Annotated in this window: 19 protein-coding genes; 10 read left to right on the top strand and 9 right to left on the bottom strand. The window is 71.0% G+C overall.

Annotated elements, in window-relative coordinates:
* Positions 1-71 precede the first annotated feature (71 nt).
* Positions 72-1,175, top strand: a complete 1,104-nt coding sequence (wecB, locus tag HAV40_RS33260; RefSeq protein WP_166388255.1) for a non-hydrolyzing UDP-N-acetylglucosamine 2-epimerase — start codon at positions 72-74, stop codon at positions 1,173-1,175.
* Here the strand turns inward: wecB and HAV40_RS33255 are convergent.
* The gene (locus HAV40_RS33255) at positions 1,133-2,563 is read right to left on the bottom strand and encodes a glycosyltransferase family 4 protein (RefSeq protein ID WP_166388302.1); all 1,431 of its coding nucleotides are present in this window, start codon (positions 2,561-2,563) and stop codon (positions 1,133-1,135) included. The genes wecB and HAV40_RS33255 overlap by 43 nt on opposite strands.
* 229 nt (positions 2,564-2,792) lie before the next feature.
* On the opposite strand from HAV40_RS33255, the gene HAV40_RS33250 reads away from it, so the two are divergent.
* Complete coding sequence (locus HAV40_RS33250; RefSeq protein ID WP_166388254.1) at positions 2,793-3,902, top strand: acyltransferase; 1,110 nt, start codon at positions 2,793-2,795, stop codon at positions 3,900-3,902.
* Between the two features lie 7 nt (positions 3,903-3,909).
* On the opposite strand, the gene HAV40_RS33245 is transcribed toward HAV40_RS33250, so the two are convergent.
* The 6 genes from HAV40_RS33245 to HAV40_RS33220 all read right to left on the bottom strand — a co-directional run bounded on the left by HAV40_RS33245 (position 3,910) and on the right by HAV40_RS33220 (position 12,156).
* Positions 3,910-5,493, bottom strand: a complete 1,584-nt coding sequence (locus HAV40_RS33245) for a N,N-dimethylformamidase beta subunit family domain-containing protein (protein ID WP_203672049.1) — start codon at positions 5,491-5,493, stop codon at positions 3,910-3,912.
* Between the two features lie 190 nt (positions 5,494-5,683).
* Entirely contained in the window at positions 5,684-8,182 is a 2,499-nt protein-coding gene (locus HAV40_RS33240; RefSeq protein WP_166388253.1) for a glycosyltransferase, read from the bottom strand.
* A 124-nt stretch (positions 8,183-8,306) separates the two neighbouring features.
* On the bottom strand, positions 8,307-9,311 hold the full coding sequence (locus tag HAV40_RS33235; RefSeq protein WP_166388252.1) for a Gfo/Idh/MocA family protein: 1,005 nt from the start codon (positions 9,309-9,311) through the stop codon (positions 8,307-8,309).
* Positions 9,308-10,414, bottom strand: coding sequence for a DegT/DnrJ/EryC1/StrS family aminotransferase (locus tag HAV40_RS33230; protein ID WP_166388251.1), 1,107 nt, complete (start codon positions 10,412-10,414; stop codon positions 9,308-9,310). The genes HAV40_RS33235 and HAV40_RS33230 overlap by 4 nt, the downstream gene beginning before the upstream one ends.
* Before the next feature lie 82 nt (positions 10,415-10,496).
* On the bottom strand, positions 10,497-11,264 hold the full coding sequence (locus HAV40_RS33225; RefSeq protein ID WP_166388250.1) for an ABC transporter ATP-binding protein: 768 nt from the start codon (positions 11,262-11,264) through the stop codon (positions 10,497-10,499).
* Positions 11,257-12,156: an ABC transporter permease gene (locus HAV40_RS33220; protein ID WP_166388249.1), complete on the bottom strand. Its 900-nt coding sequence runs from the start codon at positions 12,154-12,156 to the stop codon at positions 11,257-11,259. The genes HAV40_RS33225 and HAV40_RS33220 overlap by 8 nt, the downstream gene beginning before the upstream one ends.
* 152 nt (positions 12,157-12,308) lie before the next feature.
* On the opposite strand from HAV40_RS33220, the gene HAV40_RS33215 reads away from it, so the two are divergent.
* Positions 12,309-12,905, top strand: a complete 597-nt coding sequence (locus HAV40_RS33215; protein ID WP_166388248.1) for a TetR/AcrR family transcriptional regulator — start codon at positions 12,309-12,311, stop codon at positions 12,903-12,905.
* Positions 12,906-12,981: 76 nt separating this feature from the next.
* On the opposite strand, the gene HAV40_RS33210 is transcribed toward HAV40_RS33215, so the two are convergent.
* Together HAV40_RS33210 and HAV40_RS33205 are read right to left on the bottom strand one after the other, a co-directional pair.
* Positions 12,982-13,518: an acyltransferase gene (locus HAV40_RS33210; protein WP_166388247.1), complete on the bottom strand. Its 537-nt coding sequence runs from the start codon at positions 13,516-13,518 to the stop codon at positions 12,982-12,984.
* Positions 13,519-13,638: 120 nt separating this feature from the next.
* Complete coding sequence (locus tag HAV40_RS33205) at positions 13,639-13,983, bottom strand: hypothetical protein (RefSeq protein ID WP_166388246.1); 345 nt, start codon at positions 13,981-13,983, stop codon at positions 13,639-13,641.
* 37 nt (positions 13,984-14,020) lie between these two features.
* On the opposite strand from HAV40_RS33205, the gene HAV40_RS33200 reads away from it, so the two are divergent.
* The 7 genes from HAV40_RS33200 to HAV40_RS33170 all read left to right on the top strand — a co-directional run bounded on the left by HAV40_RS33200 (position 14,021) and on the right by HAV40_RS33170 (position 21,103).
* On the top strand, positions 14,021-14,815 hold the full coding sequence (locus tag HAV40_RS33200; protein WP_166388245.1) for an inositol monophosphatase family protein: 795 nt from the start codon (positions 14,021-14,023) through the stop codon (positions 14,813-14,815).
* A gap of 142 nt (positions 14,816-14,957) precedes the next feature.
* The gene (locus HAV40_RS33195; protein WP_166388244.1) at positions 14,958-15,998 is read left to right on the top strand and encodes a coiled-coil domain-containing protein; all 1,041 of its coding nucleotides are present in this window, start codon (positions 14,958-14,960) and stop codon (positions 15,996-15,998) included.
* A gap of 209 nt (positions 15,999-16,207) precedes the next feature.
* Entirely contained in the window at positions 16,208-17,395 is a 1,188-nt protein-coding gene (locus tag HAV40_RS33190; RefSeq protein ID WP_409365017.1) for a substrate-binding domain-containing protein, read from the top strand.
* 96 nt (positions 17,396-17,491) lie between these two features.
* Positions 17,492-18,235: an ABC transporter ATP-binding protein gene (locus HAV40_RS33185; RefSeq protein WP_166388299.1), complete on the top strand. Its 744-nt coding sequence runs from the start codon at positions 17,492-17,494 to the stop codon at positions 18,233-18,235.
* Between the two features lie 146 nt (positions 18,236-18,381).
* The gene (locus tag HAV40_RS33180) at positions 18,382-19,092 is read left to right on the top strand and encodes an ABC transporter ATP-binding protein (RefSeq protein ID WP_166388298.1); all 711 of its coding nucleotides are present in this window, start codon (positions 18,382-18,384) and stop codon (positions 19,090-19,092) included.
* Positions 19,092-19,982, top strand: a complete 891-nt coding sequence (locus HAV40_RS33175) for a branched-chain amino acid ABC transporter permease (protein WP_166388243.1) — start codon at positions 19,092-19,094, stop codon at positions 19,980-19,982. The genes HAV40_RS33180 and HAV40_RS33175 overlap by 1 nt, the downstream gene beginning before the upstream one ends.
* Complete coding sequence (locus HAV40_RS33170; RefSeq protein ID WP_166388242.1) at positions 19,979-21,103, top strand: branched-chain amino acid ABC transporter permease; 1,125 nt, start codon at positions 19,979-19,981, stop codon at positions 21,101-21,103. Before HAV40_RS33175 ends, HAV40_RS33170 begins: the two co-directional genes overlap by 4 nt.
* The last annotated feature ends 105 nt before the right edge of the window (positions 21,104-21,208 follow it).

The raw sequence follows: 21,208 nt of genomic DNA, 5'->3' as shown, positions 1-21,208 counted from the left end.
CACGTATCGTACGTGTCGGCTCGATCGCACCCCGCCCTCCCCAGGCGCACCCTCGAACTCAGGAGACCGACATGAAGGTTGTCAGCATCGTCGGGGCACGTCCTCAGCTGGTCAAACTCGCTCCGATCGCCGCTGCCTTCGCGAAGACGGACCACAAGCATGTGATCGTGCACACCGGCCAGCACTACGACGTGAACCTGTCCGACGTCTTCTTCTCCGGCCTGGGCATCCCCGACCCCGACGTGCACCTGGGTATCGGCTCCGGCAGCCACGGCGTGCAGACCGGCAACACCCTGGCGGCCCTGGACCCGGTGCTCGCGGCCGAGAGCCCGGACTGGGTGCTGGTGTACGGCGACACCAACTCGACCCTGGCCGGGGCGCTGAGCGCGGTCAAGCAGCACCTGCCCGTGGCGCACCTGGAGGCGGGCCTGCGCTCGTTCAACCGGCGTATGCCGGAGGAGCACAACCGGGTCCTCACCGACCACGCTGCCGACCTGCTGCTGGCCCCGACCGAGGAAGCCATGCGCCACCTCGCCGCCGAGGGCCTGGCGGGCAAGTCCGTGCTGGCCGGTGACGTGATGGTCGACGTCTGCCTGCGTATGCGCGACGCGGTGCGGGCCGGGCAGCACCCGCAGCCGCAGTTGCCGCCGGGCATCGACCCCACCCAGCCGTACCTGCTGGCCACGCTGCACCGCGCGGAGAACACCGACGACCCCAGGCTGCTGGCCGAGCTGATCGCGTCGCTGGCCGCGCTGCCCCTGCCGGTGGCGCTGCTGGCCCACCCGCGGCTGGTGGCCAAGGCCGGGGAGCAGGGCCTCAAGCTCGCCCAGGGCTCCGTGCACGTGGGCCGTCCGCTCGGTTACGCGGCCATGGTCGCGGCCGTGATCGGTTCGGTCGGCGTCGTCACCGACTCCGGCGGCCTGCAGAAGGAGGCCTACCTGCTCGACCGGCCGTGCACCACGCTGCGCACCGAGACGGAGTGGATCGAGACGCTGGAGGGCGACTGGAACCGGCTCGTGGCGCGGCCGTCCGCGCTGAGCGCACAGGAGTGGATCGACACCGCCACCCGGCCCGCCCCGGCCGCGCCGCGCGGTCTGCCCTACGGCGACGGCCGCGCGGCCGAGCGGGTGGTTCAGTTCCTGGCGGGCGGGCTGCCGGGCAGCAGCCTGGCGTAGACGTCGTCGAGGACGCGGGCCTGGGCCTCCCAGGTCCACTTCTCCAGCACACCCGGCTTGTCGTACGCGGACCGGTAGGTCTGCGTGTCGGCCAGCACGATGTCGAGCGCACGCAGGTAGTCGGTGAGGTCTCCCGCCCGGAAGACCTCACCCTGCCCCGTCGAGCGGGTCGTGTCGGCGATGATCTTCACGTCGCTGACCACCAGCGGCAGCCGGGCGTGCGAGTACTCGAAGAACTTGGTGTTGAGCGAGATCTCGTTGTTCGGGAAGTGGTGGTTCGGGATCACGCCCACGTCGGCCCCGGACAGGAACCGCACCACCTGCCAGTGCTGGACGTAGGGCACCATGTGCACCCGGTCCGCGACGCCCAGTTCCTCGGCGCGGGCCATGAGCTGCTTCATGTAGCCCGACTGCGGGCGTCCCACGACGTAGACCACGTGTGCCTTCGGCACGTGCGGCAGCGCCTCGATCATGATGCCGCAGCCGCGCTGCGGGGCGGCCGCGCCGCTGTAGACCAGCAGCGGCACGTCGGGTCCGACGCCGCAGCTCTCGCGCAGGTCCGGGATCTGCTCACCGCTGGTGTCGGGGACCTCGGCGTTCGGGGCGTTGAGCACCACCGCGGGCAGTGCGGGCAGCCGGTGCTCCTGCTGCAGCATCTCGGCCAGGCGCTCGGAGACGGTCACCACCGCGTCGGCCTCACGGGCGTAGTAGCGCTCGTGCATGACCTGCGCGGGCAGCCAGCGCGGGTTGTCCACCCAGCTGTTGAGGCCGGGCAGGAACTCGTGCGCGTCCCAGACCAGCTTCACGGGGTGGCCCGCGGCGCGCAGCCGCCGGGTGGCGCGCGCGCCCACGCCCAGCATCCGGAAGTCGTTGGCGTGGATGAGATCGGGCTTCAGTGAGTCGATCACGTGGCCGAACGCGACCTCGAACTTCCACAGCTGCGGGTCGAGCCGCTGCCAGGCGCGGTCGCCCAGCACGCCCTTGTAGACCACCAGGGCCGTGTTGTCCCAGCCGCGCCGCACGCCGTGGGTGACCTTCTCCCCGGCCGTGCGGATCCCGTCCAGCCTCCGCTTGCGAGGCGCGGCGGCGGCGACCGGTGCGGCAGCGGCGGCGGCGGGCTGCGCCGCGGCGGGCGCGGCAGCGGGCGGCTTCGCGCCCAGGACGCGGCGCTTGGCACCGGACGCCTTGCGGCGCACCCACCCGTTGGCCCGTGCGGTGAACGTGCGCGGCATCGGCACCAGCCGCACGTCGGCCTCGCCGAGTTTCCAGGTCACGACCTTCTGGCCGGGCGCCATGCCCAGCAGGACGACCTCCCAGCCCGCGTCGGCCGCGGAGCGGGCCTGCTTCTGCACCCGCGAGTCACCCTTGACGCCGTTGTCCACCAGCATCACCACGCGACCCCGGTAGGCCCCGGTCCCCGCAACGCCGCCTTGCTCCATGATCGCCTCGCCACATCGCATCGCTCAAGCCGTTGACGTGTGTAGGGTAACCGCCCCTGCGGGCAGCGCGGGTGCGAGTGGAGCAGGCAGGCCCGGTCCGGCCGGAATGCCCTTGACAGGGCCACTTTTGCATGATCAACATCTTGGCCGTCCGCGGGCTGGCCCATAGGATGCACCGGTGCACACCCCCGTCGTCGACGTCGCGCCGGTCACCCCGCCGGTCCCGGCGGACCGCCCCGCTGGACGCAACCATGGACTCGACGCCCTCCGCGTCGCGGCGATCTGCGGAGTCGTGGCGATCCACGTCTTCGGCGAGATCGTCGGGAACCGCGAGATGCGCGGCAACACCCAGTGGTGGATCGCGACGGCGATCGACCTGGGTGTGGTCTGGTGCGTGCCGGTCTTCATCATGATCAGCGGTGCGCTGATCCTCTCGCCCAGGGCCCACGCGGCCGGTCCGGCGGAGTTCTACCGCAAGAGATTCGCCCGGATCCTGCCTGCGATGATCTTCTGGCACGTCGTGTACCTGGTGCTGGTGCGCATGATGATGCACGGTGAGCGACCCGGGCCGGGCCGGCTGGCGGTGAACTTCCTGGACGCCAGGGTCTACACCGCGCTCTACTTCCTCTGGCTGATCGCCGGTCTCTACCTGATCGCGCCGGTGCTGGCCGCGTTCCTCAGGGACGGCGGCGAGCGCCGAGCGAAGATCATCGCGGGTGTGGCGGTGCTGTGGAGCGTGGGCGCGTACATGACCCCGGGCGTCGCGGCGATGCTCGGCGAAGGCCGCCCGATCACGCTGGGCGCCTGGAACATCTGGTTCCCCTACGTCGGCTTCTTCCTGGCCGGCTGGGCACTGCGCAAGGTCGTGCCCAGCCCGCGGGGCATCGCGCTGGCCGCGCTGGTGGCGGTCGTGGTGCAGGCCGAAGTGGTCTGGCAGTACGGTGTCCGCCCCGACTACCCGTGGCTGCAGGCCGTGTTCCCGGTGACCGCGAGCGGGCTGGCCACCACGATCGGTTCCGGGTGCCTGTTCGTGGTCGCCCTGGGCCTGGGCGCGCGGTGGACGGTCTCGGAGCGCGGCGGGCGCAGGCTCAAGCAGCTCTCCGACGCGTCGTTCGGCGTCTTCCTGATCCACATGCTGGTGTTCGAGGTGGTGATGCGGTTCGTCCCCGCAGTCGCGCAGGGCACGTCGCTGGCCTGGTCGGCCGGGGCCTACGTGGTGGTGCTGGTGACCGCGTTCGCGCTGTCGATCGTCGCCGGGAAGATCCCGTACCTGCGCGCCGTGGTGTAGCCGAGGATCAGGTCAGCGGTGCGCGGCGCCTGGCCAGGACGCGGTCGAGCAGGTTGCCCGTCGCCCGGCGGATCCGGTCGTCGCCCTCGGCGCCCAGGAAGCGCGACCAGATCAGGGAGCCTGCGGCAAAGATGATTGCGCCGCTGGGCGCCTCGATGAGGCTGGTGTGCTGGGTCCGCTCGACACCGCTGGTGGTCGTGTACGGCGACGCGGCCAGCAGCGTCTGCGTACCGTGGCTGTGGGCGACGTCGGGGCTGACGCCGTCGGCCTCCGCGCCGACCACGCCCTCGATCCGGTCCCCCTCCTGCACCTCGGTCCCGGCCCAGAACCAGTGGTCCGCGCCCTGCACCACGAGCGGCACCGGGCGGGCCAGGATGCCGTTGAACTGCACCCCCAGCAGCCGCTGCTCGGGATCCTCGGGTCCGGGGGCGGACCGCCACAGGCCGGTGCGCTCGCCGAGCTCGCCGCCCTCGTCGGACCGGCCCTTGTAGCAGGTCAGCAGCCGGCCGGTCCGGCCGTCGCCCACCTCGGGCAGCCGCACGTGCCAGTAGACGTTGTTGGCCGACAGGAAGACCAGGCTCGTTCCGGCCGCCACGGCGTCCGTCGCGCGCTGGCGCATCTCACGCGACCAGTACTCGTCGTGCCCGGCGAAGACCAGTGCCGCGTACCGGGAGGGGTCGATGCGGCCCTCGTGCAGGTCCTGCGAGGTGGCGTAGACGACGTCGTAGCCGGACTCCTCCGCCCACGCGCCGAAGGTCCAGTCCAGGTCGATGTTCGACGGCCTGCCCGCGTTGGCGTACGGCCGGTCGAAGGAGACCTCCACGGCGCGCACGGTGTAGTCGAGCTGCCTGGTCGGCGTCGCCCCCTCGGTGGTGGCCTTGAGCGCGTACCCGTAGTAGAGGCTCTTCCCCTTGCGCATGTCCTTCGGCCACAGGTTGTACGCCTGGTAGGTCGTGGTCGGCGCCACCACGCACAGCTCGGCCCGGCGCTCGTCGTCGCGCACCACGAAGGGCACGTAGCTGCGCCAGCCGTCCTCCGTCGTCAGCACGCCGAGGTAGTTGCCGGACATCCAGTCCCGGGGCACGGTCAGCGCCCAGACCGAGGGCCACTCGCAGGTGATGGAGCCGGAGCCCGCCCGCGGCGAGGGGACCGTCTGCCGCACGCCGTCCAGCACCGGGCTGGCGCCGAGCCAGCCGGCCTCCTCGGCGCCGTAGTGCCCCATCCGGAAGATGTCGATCTGGTAGCGGCCGCGGGCCGCCATCGAGACGTGGAATTCGAGTCGTTCGCCGAGGTTCACACTGGTCGAGGACGCGTACCCGGTGATGTCCAGCCGCTTGTCGGACGATGCCCGGATGCCCGGGTCGGTCAGTTTCCATCCGTGGCCGGGCAACCCCCGGCGCTTCGCCTCGGTGACGGCCGGGGTGGGCGCGGGGGCGGGTTCCGGGGCGGGGGCGGGCACCGGCACGTCGCCGGGCACGGCGCGGCCGCCGCGGGGCCGGGGGGCAGGGCTGCCGGTGGTCGTCAGGAAGGTGCCGCCGGCCAGGCCCGAGGCCATTGCCGCCAGCACGGCGCGACGCCGGAGCTTTGACATGGGGTACTCCTGCCGTGGGGGCGACATGACGCGCGTGAAAGCTGGGGCGATGGTAGCCGGGGCAGGGCCCTGCGCGGGGGGCGGCGGCCGGGATCTGTTACCCATCGGCAATATGCGGTGACCAGGGGCTCGGCCCCTGGTCCAGTGCCGCGGCCCGATGTCGCGTTGCGCCACCGGGCCGCGGCGCAGGTCAGCCGAGGAACGTCGCCAGTGCGGCGGCGGTCCGGCGGCCGTCGTGGAACTCGCGTGCGAACGCGGCCGACGCCGATCCGATCCGAGCCGTGCCGGCCCGGTCGCCGAGCATCGACTCCAGGACGCTGACCAGGTTGTTCGGCGTCGCCCGGACGATGGGCAGGTCCGGGCCCACCGCCTGGGACACCCGCTCGCTGATGTACGCGACGACCGGCTTGCCCGCAGCCATGGCCTCGCAGCCGAGCGTGCCGTACGCGCCGGTGGTGAACTGGTCGAGCACGATGTCGGACTCCTGGACCAGTTCCTTCATCTGAGCCCACGGGAGGCCCTCGGCCAGCCGCAGGTCGATGACCTCCTGCTTGTGGAGCCTGGTGAGCGCCGGGAGGATCCGGTCGGTGCCCTTGGTCCAGCGCTGCGAGGGCGCGTGCATGACGATGGGGCGCTTGCGCTCCATCACCGGGCGGTCGTTCGCCCACAGCTCGATGTCGATGACCAGGGGCGCCCAGGTGGCGGTCGGCAGGTCGTCGAGCAGGTCGGGGGTGGTGACGAACAGCGGCAGCCCGCACGAGTCGGCGATCTTCTGGTTGCGCCGGGTCTTCTTGGTCAGCGCTGCCGCGATGCCGTCGGGGGCGTCCCGGAACAGCGAGAACTCGTGGTTCTTCAGGTGCCGGCGCGGGTCGCGGATCTCGCTGCCATGGGCCAGGATCGCGACCTTCACCCCCGCGCGGGCCAGCATGGGCAGGTCGCCCTCGATGGTGGTGCCGTTGAGGTGGCCGAAGACCGGCATGAAGGCATCGGCGAGCACGTGCGTGTACCGGCCGATGATCCGGTGGATCTGCTGGGACTGCACGTTGAAGTCGGAGAGCCGCTTCACGTCCAGGTACACGTTGGCCGGGAAGCCGAAGGACGCCGCCTGCCGGACCATGACGACCTCGGCCGAGACGTCGGGCCTCTCCCGGCAGATCGCCTTGGCGAAGGCCGCGCCCTGTCCGGCGTAGTTGGCCGGGCCGAGCCCGAGCCGGACCCGGGTGTCGCCGATCTCCCGCCAGTCGCCGGTCAGGTACTGCTCGGCGAGGGTCTCCTCGTCCTCCTCCTGGGAGTCCCAGGGCAGGTCGAAGGTCTCGCTGGGCGACTGCGCGGACAGGTCGCGGTACAGGCGCAGCAGGGCCCGGCTCTGGTACTCCCAGGACAGCTCGTCCAGGATCGGCTCGGTGATCCTGGCCCGCAGGGCCGCGCGCTGCGCGTACGCCTTCTCCGCAGCCTCGGCGAACGCGTCGGCGTCCTCGGCCGGGAAGACCTCGCCGATCCCGTTGTCCTCCACGAACGCGCGGACCACCTTGACGTCGCTGGTGACCAGCGGCAGGCGGGCGTGCAGGTACTCGGAGATCTTCGTGGGCAGGGAGATCTCGGTGTTGGGCACCCGGCGGAACGGGATGAGGCCCAGGTCGGCCGAGTTGAGGTAGGCGGCGACCTCGTGCTGGGGCACGTAGGGCAGCAGGTGGACGCGTTCGCGTACGCCGACCTCTTCGGCCTGCTGGAGTAGCTGGGCCAGCAGCGGGTTGCTCCGGCCGACGACCAGCGCCAGGTGGTATCCCGGCAGCTTGGCCATGCCCGCGATCACGATGTCGAGGCCGCGCTCCTTGCCCATCCACCCCGCGTACACCATGAGCGGGGTGTCCTCGGACAGGTTGCACAGCGTCCGTACGGACAGCCGGGCCGTGGGCTTGATGATCTCGCGGACCGGGGAGTTGCCGACGACGATCGGGGCCACCGAGAGGTCGTGGTCGCTGCGCAGCATGTCGGACAGCTGGGTCGACACGGTGACGACGGCGTCGGCCTGGTGGATGAACTCGCGCTCGGCGGAGATGCACCCGGACGCCTGCATGCGGTTGGGCCACTGGACCCCGCGCACGTACTCGTGGGCGTCGTAGAGCCAGGAGCAGTTGTGGCCGGCGGCCCGCAGCTGGTCGGCGGCGTGCGCGGCGACGACGATCGTGCCGATGTCGTTGGCGTGGATGACGTCCGGGGCGAGGTCCACGATGACGGGGACGAACGAGCGGTCGAGCTGGACCAGCATCGGCCAGTCGCGCCGCCAGTCGCCGGTCGGCGCGGCCTGCGCGGTGCGCTTTGCCCGGATCTGGCGGACCTCGTGGCGCACCTTGCCCACCACCCGGCGGGCGAAGTGCATGCCCAGCTCGCCGACGCGGGCGACGCCGCGGGCGCGGGACCGGTTCTCGGCACCCGAGCCGGACCTGGCGAGCCGGTCGGCGGTGCGCCCCAGTCGGCTCTGCTGCCGGGCGGCGACCACGGGGACCCGGACGACCTTCAGCGAACCCATGGTCGTGTGCTCGATCTCGGTGCCGTCGGTGCGGCCCACCATCGTGACGTCCCAGCCGTCGCGTGCCGCCGCGATCGCCGTCTTCTGAACCCGGGAGTCTCCTCTGATGTCGTTGGCGACGACCACCACCAGCCGTGGTTGGCGGACATGGGATGCCATGCGGTCCTCCGTGAGCCTGATAATCATCAAGCCGATGGCCCGCCAACGCCCCTGCCCTGGTGGGCGGGTCGCTGGTGGGCCATCGGCATCACCGTCGTTTCCAGCAATGGGCTGGCTGCACCCGCTACGTCGTGGCGGGCAGCTGCATCGTGGACTTGGACCGGGCCGAACGCAGCACAGCCGAGGCCACCTCGACCGTACGCAGACCCTGTCGCAGTGTCACGATGTCGCTGGGCTTGCCCTCCACCGCGTCACGGAAGCGCTCGTGCTCGACGAGCAGCGGCTCCCGCTTCGGGATGGCGAACCGGATCATGTCACCCTCGGCCACGCCGCGGAAGGAGCGCAGCGCCTCCCACTCGGTGGTGATCGCACCGTTGGCGTAGAAGGTCAGGTCGGCGGTGAGCGTGTCCGCGACGAAGCAGCCCTTCTCGCCGGTGATCACCGTCGAGCGCTCCTTGAGCGGGCTGAGCCAGTTCACCAGGTGGTTGACCATGGAACCGTCGGCGAGCTGGCCTACCGCGGCGACCATGTCCTCGTGCGGGCGTCCGCTGCGGAACACCGTGTGCGCCGACACCGAGACGTACGACTGGCCGGTGACCCAGCTGGTCAGGTCGATGTCGTGGGTGGCGAGGTCCATGACCACGCCCACGTCGGCGATGCGGTGCGGGAACGGGCCCTGCCGGCGGGTGACCACCTGGAAGACCTCACCCAGCTCGCCCGCCTCCAGGCGGGAGCGCAGGCTCTGCAGCGCCGGGTTGTAGCGCTCGATGTGACCGACACCGGCGACCAGGCCGGCTGACTCGAAGGCGTCGACCAGCCGCCGGGCGGCCTCGATCGAGGGGGCCAGTGGCTTCTCGATCAGCGCGCACACGCCGTTGGCGGCCAGCTCCAGGCCGACCTCCTCGTGCAGCGCGGTAGGGCAGGCGATCACCGCGTAGTCGATGCCCAGCGCGATGAGCTCGGTGACCGTGGGGACCACGGGCACCCGCAGCGTGCCGGTGCTGTCGCCCATCGGGTCGACGACCGCGACCAGCTCGACCCCGGCCAGGCCGGACAGCACGCGGGCGTGGTTGCGGCCCATCGCGCCGAGGCCGATGAGACCGGCGCGCAGCTTACGCTCGCCGTTCACAGCCGACCTGCCACGGTGTTCACGCCGTCGGCGATGTACTCCAGCTCCTCCGCCGTCAGCGACGGGAAGACCGGCAGCGACAGCACCTCGGCGGCCGCCTTCTCGGTCTCCGGCAGGTCCCACGCCGTGTTGACCTTGCCCTCGGCCGTCAGGTACGGCTTGAGGCGGTGGATCGGCGTCGGGTAGTACACCGCGCTGCCGATGCCCTTCTCGGTCAGGCCCGCCTGCAGCGCGTCCCGGTGCCCGCCCTCGACCCGCACCGTGTACTGGTGGTACACGTGCTTGGCGTTGTCCGCGACCGGCGGGGTCACCACGGTGGTTATCCGCGAGTCGAGGAACTTGGCGTTGGACTGGCGCTGCTCGGTCCACTGCGGGAGCTGCTTGAACTGCTCCCGGCCGACCGCCGCGGCGACGTCGGTGAGCCGCATGTTCGCGCCGACGATCTCGTTGGCGTACCGCTGCTCCATGCCCTGGTTGCGCAGCAGGCGCAGGGTGCGGGCGAACTCGGCGTCGGCGGTGGTGATCATGCCGCCTTCGAGCGAGTGCATGTTCTTGGTGGGGTAGAAGCTGAACGTGCCGGCGATGCCGAACGCGCCGACGGGGGTGCCGTTGAGCGCGGCGCCGTGCGCCTGGCAGGCGTCCTCCAGGACGGCCAGGCCGTGCCGCTCGGCCAGCGCCATGATCCGGTCCATCGCGGCGGGGTGGCCGTACAGGTGGACCGGCATGATCGCGACGGTGCGCGGGGTGATCGCGGCCGCGGCGGCGTCGGGGTCGAGGCAGAAGCTGCCCGCCTCGATGTCGGCGAAGACCGGCTCGGCGCCGACCAGGCGTACCGCGTTGGCGGAGGCGGCGAAGGAGAACGACGGCACGATGACCTCGTCGCCGGGGCCGACGCCCATCGCGATCAGCGCCAGGTGCAGGGCGGACGTGCCCGAGTTCACCGCGACGCTGTGACGGCCGTCCACCAGGGTCGAGAACTCGTCCTCGAACGCCTTGACCTCGGGGCCCTGCACGACCATGCCGCTGCGCAGGACGCGCACGGCGGCTTCGATCTCGGCCTCACCGATCACCGGTCGTGCCGGGGGGATGGGCTTTCCGTTCAAGGGGTCCTCCTCGTTTCCTTTTCCGTGCTGTTCAACGGACCCGTACCGATGGTGAGTCCGATTCTATATTCGCTGGTGAGACTCACTTGGCGGTGCTGAATTCCTCATACGCCGCCAGCACCTCGTCGGTCGGGCCGTCCATCCGGATCACGCCCGACTCCAGCCAGATCGTCCGGTCGCAGGTGTCGCGAACCGAGCTCAGGGAGTGGCTGACCAGGAAAACCGTACCCGCGCCGGCCCGCAGTTCGCGGACACGGTCCTCGCTGCGCTTGCGGAACTTGGCGTCACCGGTGGCCAGCGCCTCGTCGATGAGCAGCACCTCGTGCTTCTTGGCCGCCGCGATCGAGAACCGCAGGCGGGCACCCATGCCCGAGGAGTACGTACGCATCGGCAGCGAGCTGAAGTCGCCGCGCTCGTTGATCCCGGAGAAGTCGATGATCTCCTGGGTCTTGGCGCGCACCTCACCCTTGGGCATGCCCATCGCCAGGCAGCCGAGCACCACGTTGCGCTCGCCGGACAGGTCGGCCATCATGGCCGCGTTCACGCCGAGCAGCGAGGGCTGGCCCTTGGTGTAGACGGCGCCCTTGGTGGCGGGCAGCAGCCCGGCGATGGCCCGCAGCAGGGTGGACTTGCCCGAGCCGTTGGTGCCGATCAGGCCGACGGCCTCGCCCTCGTGGGCGGTGAAGCTGACGCCCTTGACCGCGTGCACCTCGCGCACGGTCGCCGACGGCCCGCGCGAGGCGATCCGGCGTAGCGCGCCCAGCGGCGAGGAGTCCTTGGCCGCGCCGTGCACCCGGTAGACGATGTGCACGTCGTCCACGACGACGGTGGGGATCCTGGTCTCAGCCACGGCCGTACTCCTTCTCGCCACGCCAGAAGTAGAGGAAGCCGGCCGCGCCCATGACGAGCGCCCAGCCGGCGGCGACCGCCCACATCGAGGACACCGAGAAGTGGGACGCCGGGGTGGTCGTGATCAGCGCCTCGCGGGCCAGCTCGATGAAGACCAGCATCGGGTTGAGGTGCAGCAGCGTCGAGGCCCAGGTCGGCATGCTGTCGGTCGCGGTGGTCAGGCTGTAGAACACGCCCGATCCGTAGAGCCAGGTGCGCAGGACGAACGGCATGATCTGCTTCAGGTCGACGATCTTCGAGCCCAGGCGGGCCAGCAGCAGCGCCAGGCCGCCACTGAAGACGGTCTGCAGGAACAGCAGCGGGATGAGGGTCAGCCAGGCCAGCCGCGGCGGCTCGCCGGTTACCAGCACGATCGCGATCAGCACCGCCATCGAGGCGAGCAACTGCTGGAACTGGGTGATGGTGACCGACAGCGGCAGGCTGGCCCGGGGGAACTGCAGCGCCCGGATCATGTTCAGGTTGCTGGTGATGGCCACCGTGCCCGCCGAGGCCACCGCCGACGTGTAGCCGAAGATGAAGATGCCGCAGCACAGGTAGGCGACGAAGTTCTCGATCCGGCTACTGGTGCCCAGGATCACACCGAAGATCAGGTAGTAGACCGCGGCGTTGGTGAGCGGGGTCAGTACGTGCCAGAGCTGTCCGAGCCGTGCGGTGGTCAGCGTCGCGACGTTGCGTGCGTTCGCGAACGCGATGATGAAGTGCCGGTAGGCCCACAGCGAGCGTACGTACTCGCGCAGTCCAGGCCGGTCACCCGCGGCCCGCAGGCCGTGCATCGCCGCGAGCTGGGCCGGTGCGAGGGCGGGATAAGGCTCTGTCACCACAGCTTCTGCCATGGTAAGGGCTCCGATCTCCAGACTGGGGATGAGTGGCGGTCACACACGGTAGCCGACGTCAAGGAAGAGACGCCACCGTATCGACGTAAAAGTGATGCTAGTCGGCCGCGCGTCGCGACGCAACCGTTGCGTCGCTGCGCTATCGTATGCACGTGCTGGCTGAGAGTAGGCGCGTCCCCGCGGGGGCGGCCGTGTTGAGGGGGGATATCACCGAGGCGATCCAGGCCGCGGTGGTGGAGGAGCTTGCCCTGGTCGGCTACGGCCGGCTGTCGATCGAGGCGGTGGCCCGGCGCGCCGGTGTGGCGAAGACCGCCGTCTACCGGCGGTGGGGTTCCAAGCTCGAAATGGTGCTGGAGATCGTGTCCGGCCTGGCGGGCCAGAAACTGCCGCTGCCCGATACCGGGACGCTGCAGGGCGACCTGATGATCTTCCTGCAGATCCTCACCCGGGCGCTGCGGCATCCGCTGGCCTCGCAGGTCATTCCAGACCTGCTGGCCGAGGCTGCCCGCAACCCGCAGATCGGCGAGAAACTGCAGCACGCGCTGCGCGCGAACCAGCACGAGGTCGGCGCGCTGCTGATCGGCCGTGCCGTCGAGCGCGGCGAGCTGCCCGCCGACACCGATCCCGACGTCGCGGTGGACCTGATCGTCGGCCCCGTGTACTGGCACCTCGCGGTCACCCGCAACCCGGTGCCGGCCGACTACGTGCCGCGCCTGGTGTCGGCGATCATCGCGGGCCTGTCGGGCTGATCCGAGCACACCGTGCGCGGCCGGGCACCCGGGTGGCCGGCCGCGCACGGTGCTGGTCGTCATGCTCCGGCCTTCGTCACAGGCCGGTGGGCCGCTCCGCGTCGCGGGACACGATCTGGCCCTTCTCGTCGACCCAGCCCAGGTGCCGGGCAGGGTTGCCGGCCACGAGCTGGTTCGGCGCGACGCTCTTGGTGACCACGGAACCGGCGGCGACCATCGCGTGCTCGCCGATGACCGTGCCGCAGACGATGGTGGCGTTCGCGCCCAGCGACGCGCCCCGCTTGATCAGCGTCGGGGTGATCTGCCAGTCCGGGTTCTGCGCGCGCGGCCGCAGGTCGTTGGTGAAGACCACGCACGGGCCGACGAAGACCTCGTCCTCGATGGTGACGCCGTGGTACACCGACACGTTGTTCTGGATCTTCACGAGGTCGCCGATCACGACCTCGGCGTCGACGTACACGTTGCGGCCGATCACGCAGCCCGCGCCGATCGTCGCGCTGTTGCGCACGTGCGCCAGGTGCCAGATCTTGGTCCCGGCGCCGACCTGCGCGCCTTCCTCGACATCGGCGCTCGGGTGCACGAAGACGGGGGGAGTGGAGGGGTTGCCAGTCATTGTCGACCACCGTGTTCCGGGGCGCTCCGCGCCAGGTTTGGGCTGCTGGCGCAGCCGGTCGCGTACGAGATTAACCCGTGGCGACCGCGTCGTGGGCGGGGGTCGGCGCAGCTGACCGGGTCAGTTTCCGCCGCGGTCGACCTGCACCACGACCTGGCTGTCCGTGATCTCGGTGATCTTGACCGTGAAGTCGCCGACGCTGACGCCGTTGCCGCGCTGCACGGTGACCTCCTGCCCGGCGACCTTCAGCGTCGCCGAATCCTGGTTCGCGCTCACGAGCTGCACTTCGACGCCCAGGATGGAGATCTTGGCGTTGGTGACGCTGCGCTCGAAGGTGATCGTGCAGCCGGTCGTGCTGCAGGTGCTGGTCGCACCTTCGCCGCTGCAACCGGCCAGGGCCCCACCGGTGAGCGCGGCCACCAGCGCTGCGGTGGCGATGAGACGCTTCGTCCTCCGTGCGAACATTGGACGATCATAAACCCACCAGGATCGGGGCACGGCGATGATTGACCGGATCGTGGAGATTCTGCGGGAGACCGCGGAGACGGTGGTTCTGCCGAGGTTCCGCAACCTGGCCGACGGGGAGATCGTCGAGAAGAGCCCCGGTGACCTCGTGACGGTCGCCGACCGTGAGGCCGAGGTCATGCTGACCGCACGGCTCGCGGCGCTGCTGCCCGGCTCGCTGGTGGTCGGCGAGGAGGCCGTCGCGGCCGACCCGGACGTGCTCACCCGCCTCGACGACGACGGCGCGGTATGGCTGATCGACCCGATCGACGGCACCGGCAACTTCGCCGCCGGGCAGGAGCCGTTCGGCATGATGGTCGCCCTGATGCGGGGCGGCGTGCCGGTGCTCGCGGTGATCTACGAACCGGTCCCCGGAACCGTCGCCGCGGCCGAGGCCGGAGCCGGTTCCTATGTCGACGGCGTGCGGGTGGTGCTGGACCACACCCCGGTCGCTCCGGAAGAGCTGCGTGGCGTCGTGATGACCAGGTTCCTGCCGCCGGACCTGCGCGACCAGCTGGAGTCCCGGCTGCCGAACCTCTCCGAGGCGATCCCCGGGATGCGCTGCGCCGCGCGGGAGTACCCGGAACTGCTGCAGCAGACCCGGCACTTCGCGCTGTTCTGGCGGGCCAAGCCGTGGGACCACGCGCCGGGTGCGCTGCTGATGCGCGAGGCCGGCGGCGTGGTCAAGCAGTTCGACGGCGCCGACTACGACCCGGTGCACCCGCGCAACGGTCTCGTCGTGTGCCGTGACGATGCGGTGTTTGGGCTGGTACGCAGCGTGTTGCTCGCATGAACAACTTTCCTGCCGGCGCGGCGCTGCGGTAACCTGCCTCGCGGCCGCACGTCTGCGGGTGCCCCCGACTCCCGTGGCGGCCGCCGCCGCGCGCACCCCCAGTTCCTTCCCTTCGCGGCGTGAGACGGAAGGATCCACGTCCGTGACCCTGACGGTGCGCCGTCCCCGGCGTCGTTTCGTGTCGGCCATCGCCGTCGCCGTGGCGGCAGCGTTCCTGGTGACCACGTTCCCCTCCGCCGCGCTGGCCGAGCCCAACGAGATCTCCTCGACGAAGATCGCGCAGCTGCGCCAGACCCTGGAGAGCGCCGCCGGTCAGTACCTGGAGGCCGAGGGCCTGCTCGCCAAGGCCAAGACGGAGCAGACCGCGCTCAACAAGACGCTGGTGCTGGCGGAGAACCGCTACCTGCGCGCCAAGACCGGCGTGCAGAAGTACGCGGCCGAGGCCTACAAGGCCGGGCGGCTCGGTGTCATCGGCGTCATGCTCAACGCCAACTCGCCGGACGCCTTCCTGGCCCGCTCCGCGGCGTTCGAGAAGATGACGGCCCGCGACGAGGCCCGCATCAGCGAACTGGTCGAGGCCCGCAAGGAGATCGACACGACCAAGGCCGAGATCGACGCCCGGGTCAAGGAGCAGGCCAAGCAGGTTTCCGAGATGACCAAGCTGCGCGCGGCGACCGAGCGGGCGCTGTCGGCGGTCGGCGGCTACGCGACCAACGGCTGGGTCGACCCGTACGCGCCGACCTCCGCCTCGGCCAAGCGCAACTCCGACGGCAGCTGGCCGTCGCAGGGCTGCACCGTGGACGACCCGACCCCGGCCAACGGCTGCGTCACGCCGCGCACCCTGTTCGCCCTGCAGCAGGCCCAACGCTGGTTCCACCACTACGTCTCCTGCTACCGCTCCGGCGACATGTACGAGCATCCCAAGGGCCGGGCCTGCGACTTCTCCTCGGAGCCGGACGGGTTCAAGAACTTCTCGTCCAAGGGCGCGAACAAGCTCTACGGCGACAAGCTGGCCTCGTTCTTCGTGAAGAACGCCAGCAGGCTCGGCGTCATGTACGTGATCTGGTACTGCAAGATCTGGCTGGCCGGATCGGGCTGGAAGACGTACCGCTCGGCGGGCGGCAACTGTGGCGACGACCCGGCCGGCGACCACACCAACCACGTTCATCTGTCCGTGCTCTAGCTGTGCGCTACACCGCATGGGCGGTCGTTGTGGGTTGCGCCCACATGGCCGCCTGTGAGGTGTCTCTCTAGCGTGGTCCGCGACCCCGAGGTGACTCGCTCCGGCAACACCGCATTAACAGAGCGACCTCGCGGCATCGACAGACCACTCAATGAGGAGATGCAGTGAGCGAGCGCAGCAGACTGCACGTTTTTGCAGATAATGCCGGGTTGTCCCGGCGGGTGTTCGTTGCCTCGACGGTCGCCGCGGCCCTGCTGGCCGCGGCCGGTTGCAGCAGCCCGCAGGAGGCCGCGCAGGGCACGGGCGGGGACGGGGCCCCGGTCAAGGTCGGTCTGGTCTACTCCCAGTCCGGCGCGCTGGCCAGCTACGGCAAGCAGTACATCGACGGCTTCAAGGCCGGGCTGGCCCAGGCCACCAACGGCACCAACAAGGTCAACGGCCGGGCGATCGAGCTGCTGGAGGCCGACGACGCCGGTGACCCGGCCAAGGCCGTGTCCGCGGCGAAGGACCTGATCGGCAAGGGTGTCAAGATCCTCGCCGGGTCGGCGTCCTCCGGGGTGGCCCTGCAGGTCGCGCCGGTCGCCGCGCAGGACAAGACGCTGTTCATCTCCGGCCCGGCCGCCACCGACGGCATCACCGGCGTGAACCGCTACACGTTCCGCTCGGGCCGCCAGTCGTACCAGGACGTGCTCGCCGCCAAGTCGTTCATCGGCGACGCCAAGGACAAGAAGGTCGTCGTCTTCGCGCAGGACAGCGCGTTCGGCAAGGCCAACGAGGCGGCGGTGACCGCGGTCATCGGCGGCGCGGGCGCGAAGGTGTCGGCGATCCTGGTCCCGGCCAGCGCGACCGACTTCACCCCGTTCGCCAGCCAGGTCAACGCGGCCAAGCCGGACCTGCTGTTCGTGGCCTGGGCGGGCACCACCGCCACCGCCATGTGGGGCGCGCTGGACCAGCAGGGCGTGCTCGGCAGCACCACCGTCGTCACCGGCCTGGACCAGAAGGCGTCCTACCCGGTGTTCGGCGCGGCCGGCGAGAAGATCTCCTTCCTGTCGCACTACTTCGACGGCGCGACCAGCAACGAGGCCGCCAAGGCGGCCGGCGCGAAGATCACCGGTGGGCTGGACCTGTTCAGCCCCGACGGCTTCAACGCCGCGCAGATGGTGGTCCGGGCGGTCAGCGAGGGCGGCGACGACGTCGAGAAGATGGTCACCGCGCTGGAGGGCTGGAGCTTCGACGGGGTCAAGGGCAAGATGACCATCCGCAAGGAGGACCACGCCATGATCCAGCCGATGTTCCAGGTCAAGCTCGTGGGTGTCGGCCCGGCTGCCAAGCCGCAGCTGGTCAAGGAGCTGGCGCCGGAAGACGTCACCCCGCCCGCCGTAGCGATGAAGTCCTGACCTGTGGACCACCCCACCACGGGTACGACCGAGGCCCCGCCCGCGCCGCAGCAGCGGCCCGGACGGGGCCTCGGCTCCCCAGAAGCCTCCGCCGCGGTGCTCGCCACCGATGCGCTGACCTGGCGTATCGGTGAGGTCGCCATCGTCGACGGCGTGTCCCTGCAGCTGCACCCCGGTGAGTTCCTCGGCGTGATCGGCCCGAACGGGGCCGGCAAGACCTCGCTGTTCAACCTCATCTCGGGCCTGCGCGCGGTCACCGCCGGACGGGTCCTGCTGCACGGCGCGGACATCACCACACTGGCCCCGCACCGCCGGGCGCAGCGCGGCCTGGGCCGCACCTTCCAGTCCTCGTCGGTGTTCGGCAGCCTGTCGGTCCGCGAGAACGTACGCCTCGCCGTTCAGGCGCACCGCGGCGGCTCGCTGGCCCTGTGGCGGCGGGCGGCGGCCTACCGCGAGGTCGCCGAGCGCGCCGACGAGTGCCTGGCCACGGTCGGGCTCGGCGCGCGCGGCGACGCGCTCGCGGGCACGCTGGCCCACGGCGAGAAGCGCAAGCTGGAGATCGCGCTGCTGCTGGCGGGCGAGCCGTCGGTGCTGCTGCTGGACGAGCCGATGGCCGGGGTGTCCGCCGAGGACGTGCCCGAGCTGGTCGAGGTCATCCGGGAGCTGACCGCCCACAGCGGTCGCAGCGTGCTCATGGTGGAGCACCACATGGACGTGATCCTGGACCTGGCCGACCGCATCGCCGTCATGCACCACGGCGCGCTGCTGGCCTGCGACACCCCCGACGCGGTGATGGCCAACGCCACCGTGCAGGAGGCATACCTGGGGGAGGGCTTGTGACGGCCGAGCGAGCTGGGGCGCCGGGCCCCGACGGCACGGTGACGGCCGAGGAGCGGGCCGTCGGAACCGGCACGGCGAACCCGGGCGGCGCGCCGGCGGCGGCCGAGCGGACCGCCGGGCCGCCGGCCGACGCCGCATCGGCGAGCCTGCTCCAGGTGGCCGACCTGTCGGTGCGTATCGCGGGGCTGCACATCCTGCAGGGCGTCTCCTTCGACGTCGCCTCGTCGGGGGTGACCGTGCTGCTGGGGCGCAACGGGGTGGGCAAGTCGACCACGCTGCGCGCGATCCTGGGGCTGACCCCGCGCAACGGCACCGCGACCGGCTCGGTCCGGCTCGGCGGCGAGGAGATCCTCGGCAGGCCCACGCACGCGCTGGTCAAGGCGGGGCTGGGCTTCGTGCCGGAGGACCGGTGCGTGTTCGCCGGGCTGACCGTCGCGGAGAACCTGCGGCTGGCCGAGCGCACCGACGCCCCCGACTACGACCTGGTCTTCAGCCTGTTCCCCGAGCTGTCGAAGCGGGCCAAGCAGCGGGCGGGCTCGCTGTCCGGCGGGCAGCAGCAGATGCTGTCGCTGGGCCGGGTGCTGCTCAACAGCAACCGGCTGCTACTCATCGACGAGCCGACCAAGGGTCTCGCGCCCAAGGTGGTCACCGAGGTGGCCGAGGCTCTGGAACGGGCCGCGCAGGCGGTGCCCGTCCTGCTCGTCGAGCAGAACCTCGCCGTCGTACGCAGGCTCGCCGGCGACGCCGTCGTCATCGCCGCGGGCCAGGTCGCCTGGACCGGACCGGGCGAGCAGTTGCTGGCCGACCCGGCGCTCACCAAGTCTCTGCTGGCCGTCAACGCTGCCGGGGGGCACTGATGTCGACGATCGTCCTGATGACCGTCACCGGGCTCGGCCTGGCGGCGCTGTACTTCCTCGTCGCGTCGGGGCTGTCGCTCGTGTTCGGGCTCGCCGACGTGCTCAACTTCGCGCACGGGCTGTTCCTGTCCGTCGGCGCGTACGCCACCTGGTGGGCCGCGGGCAACCTGCCCGGCGCGGGATCGGACGGATGGGGCTTCGTGCTCGCCGTCGCGTTCGGCGTGCTGGCCGGGACCGTGGTCGCCGCGCTGGTCGAGCTGGTCATGATCCGGCCGCTCTACTCGCGCACCATCGAACAGGTGCTGGTCACCGTCGGCCTGTCGCTGGCCGGGGTGGCCGCACTGCAGGCCGGGTTCGGCGCGGACCCGCGCCCGTTCCCGCGCCCGTCGTGGACCCAGCAGGTCGTCACCATCGCCGAAGCCCGGGTGCCGCTGGACCGGCTGCTGCTGATCGTCGCCGCCCTGGTGGTGCTCGGCCTGCTGCTGGCCTTCCTGCGCTGGACCCGGTACGGCCTGATCATCCGGGCGGGGGTGGAGAACCGGGAGATGGTCACCGCGCTCGGCATCGACGTGCGCAAGGCGTTCACCCTGGTCTTCGCCATCGGCGGGGCCGCCGCAGCCCTCGCGGGCGCGCTGTCCGGGGTGTACTTCGGCAGCGTCTCGCCGACCAGCGGAGCCTCGCTGCTGATCTTCGCCTTCATCGTGGTCGTGATCGGCGGCATGGGCTCGGTGTCGGGCTCGGCGATCGCCGCGGTCGCGGTGGGCCTGCTCCAGCAGTTCGTCAACTACTACGGCACCTCGGGCGCCGGAGACATCTGCGTGGTCGCACTGCTGGCCGTCGTGCTGCTGTGGCGTCCCGCGGGCCTGGCCGGAAAGGCGGCGACAGCATGACGGCGACGCAGACTCCCGTGGCGCAGACCCCGGACCGGCCGGGCGTGCCCACCGCGCCCGCCCGTCCGGCGACGTCGGCGCTGGTGAAGCGGTTCTGGCCGGTGGCGGCGTTCGCGCTGCTGGCGGTGCTGCCGTACAGCGGGATCACGATTCCCGGGCTGTTCGACGGGCCGATCAACTCGCCCGGGGCGCTACAGGTGCTGGCGCTGTGCCTGGTCTTCGGCGGGCTCGCGGCCGGATACGACCTGCTGTTCGGGCGCACCGGGCTGCTGTCGTTCGGGCACGCGCTCTACTTCGCGCTCGGCGTCTACGGCACCGACATCCTGATCACCAAGTACGGCTACCCGCTGCCGCTGGCCGCGCTGCTGGCGGTGCTGTTCGCGACGACCGTCGCCACGGCGCTGGGCGCGGTCGCGCTGCGGGTGCACGGCATCGCGTTCTCCATGGTCACCCTGGCGTTCGGGCAGGTCGGCGCGATCCTGGTGGCCCGCGACCCGGGCGGCCTGACCGGCGGCGAGGAGGGCCTGGCGCTGGCCTCGTCCGGGCTGCCCGACGCGCTGGTCGGCGTCGTCAACACGGTCAACCTGTACTGGATCGCGCTGGCGTACCTCACGCTGGTCGTGGTGGTGCTGCACCGGGTCGCGCAGTCGCCGACCGGGCGGGTCTTCGCCGGGCTGCGCGACGACGAGCGGCGCATCGGCGTGCTGGGGCTGGACCCGTACCGCTTCAAGCTGGTGTCCTTCACCCTGTCCAGCGCGCTGGCCGCCCTCGGCGGCGTGGTGTACCTGCTGCTCGCGGCCGGTGCCTCCCCGCACGTCGCGTCGTCGGACCTGACCCTGACCCTGCTGGTCATGGTCGTGCTCGGTGGACCGGGCACCCGGTTCGGCCCCGTAATCGGCGGCGTCCTGTTCACCTACCTGGACCACCGCCTGACCGACTTCGGCGGCTCCGACGCCGTCGACTCCCTACCCGGCGTGCTCGCAGGCCCCCTGTCCCAGCCCCTGTTCGTCCTGGGCACCATCTTCATCCTGGCCGTCTACTTCTTCCCCGGCGGCCTCGCCAGCCTCGGCACCCGCCTAACCGCCCTCCGCCGAGCCGTGACCCCACCACCCCGCCCCTGACCCCCCGGCCCCTGACCTCCCCCTGCCGCAACTCTTAAAGAGTCGCGGCCTCCGGACCCTCCTGACGCCGCAACTCTTTAAGAGTTGCGGCGCGGGTGGGGCGGG

The organism is Catellatospora methionotrophica (genome assembly GCF_011297335.1).
Classification (GTDB): Bacteria; Actinomycetota; Actinomycetes; order Mycobacteriales; family Micromonosporaceae; genus Catellatospora; species Catellatospora methionotrophica.
The sequence above is the reverse complement of the archived record's forward strand: the minus strand, read 5'-3'. Positions and strand labels throughout refer to the sequence as shown.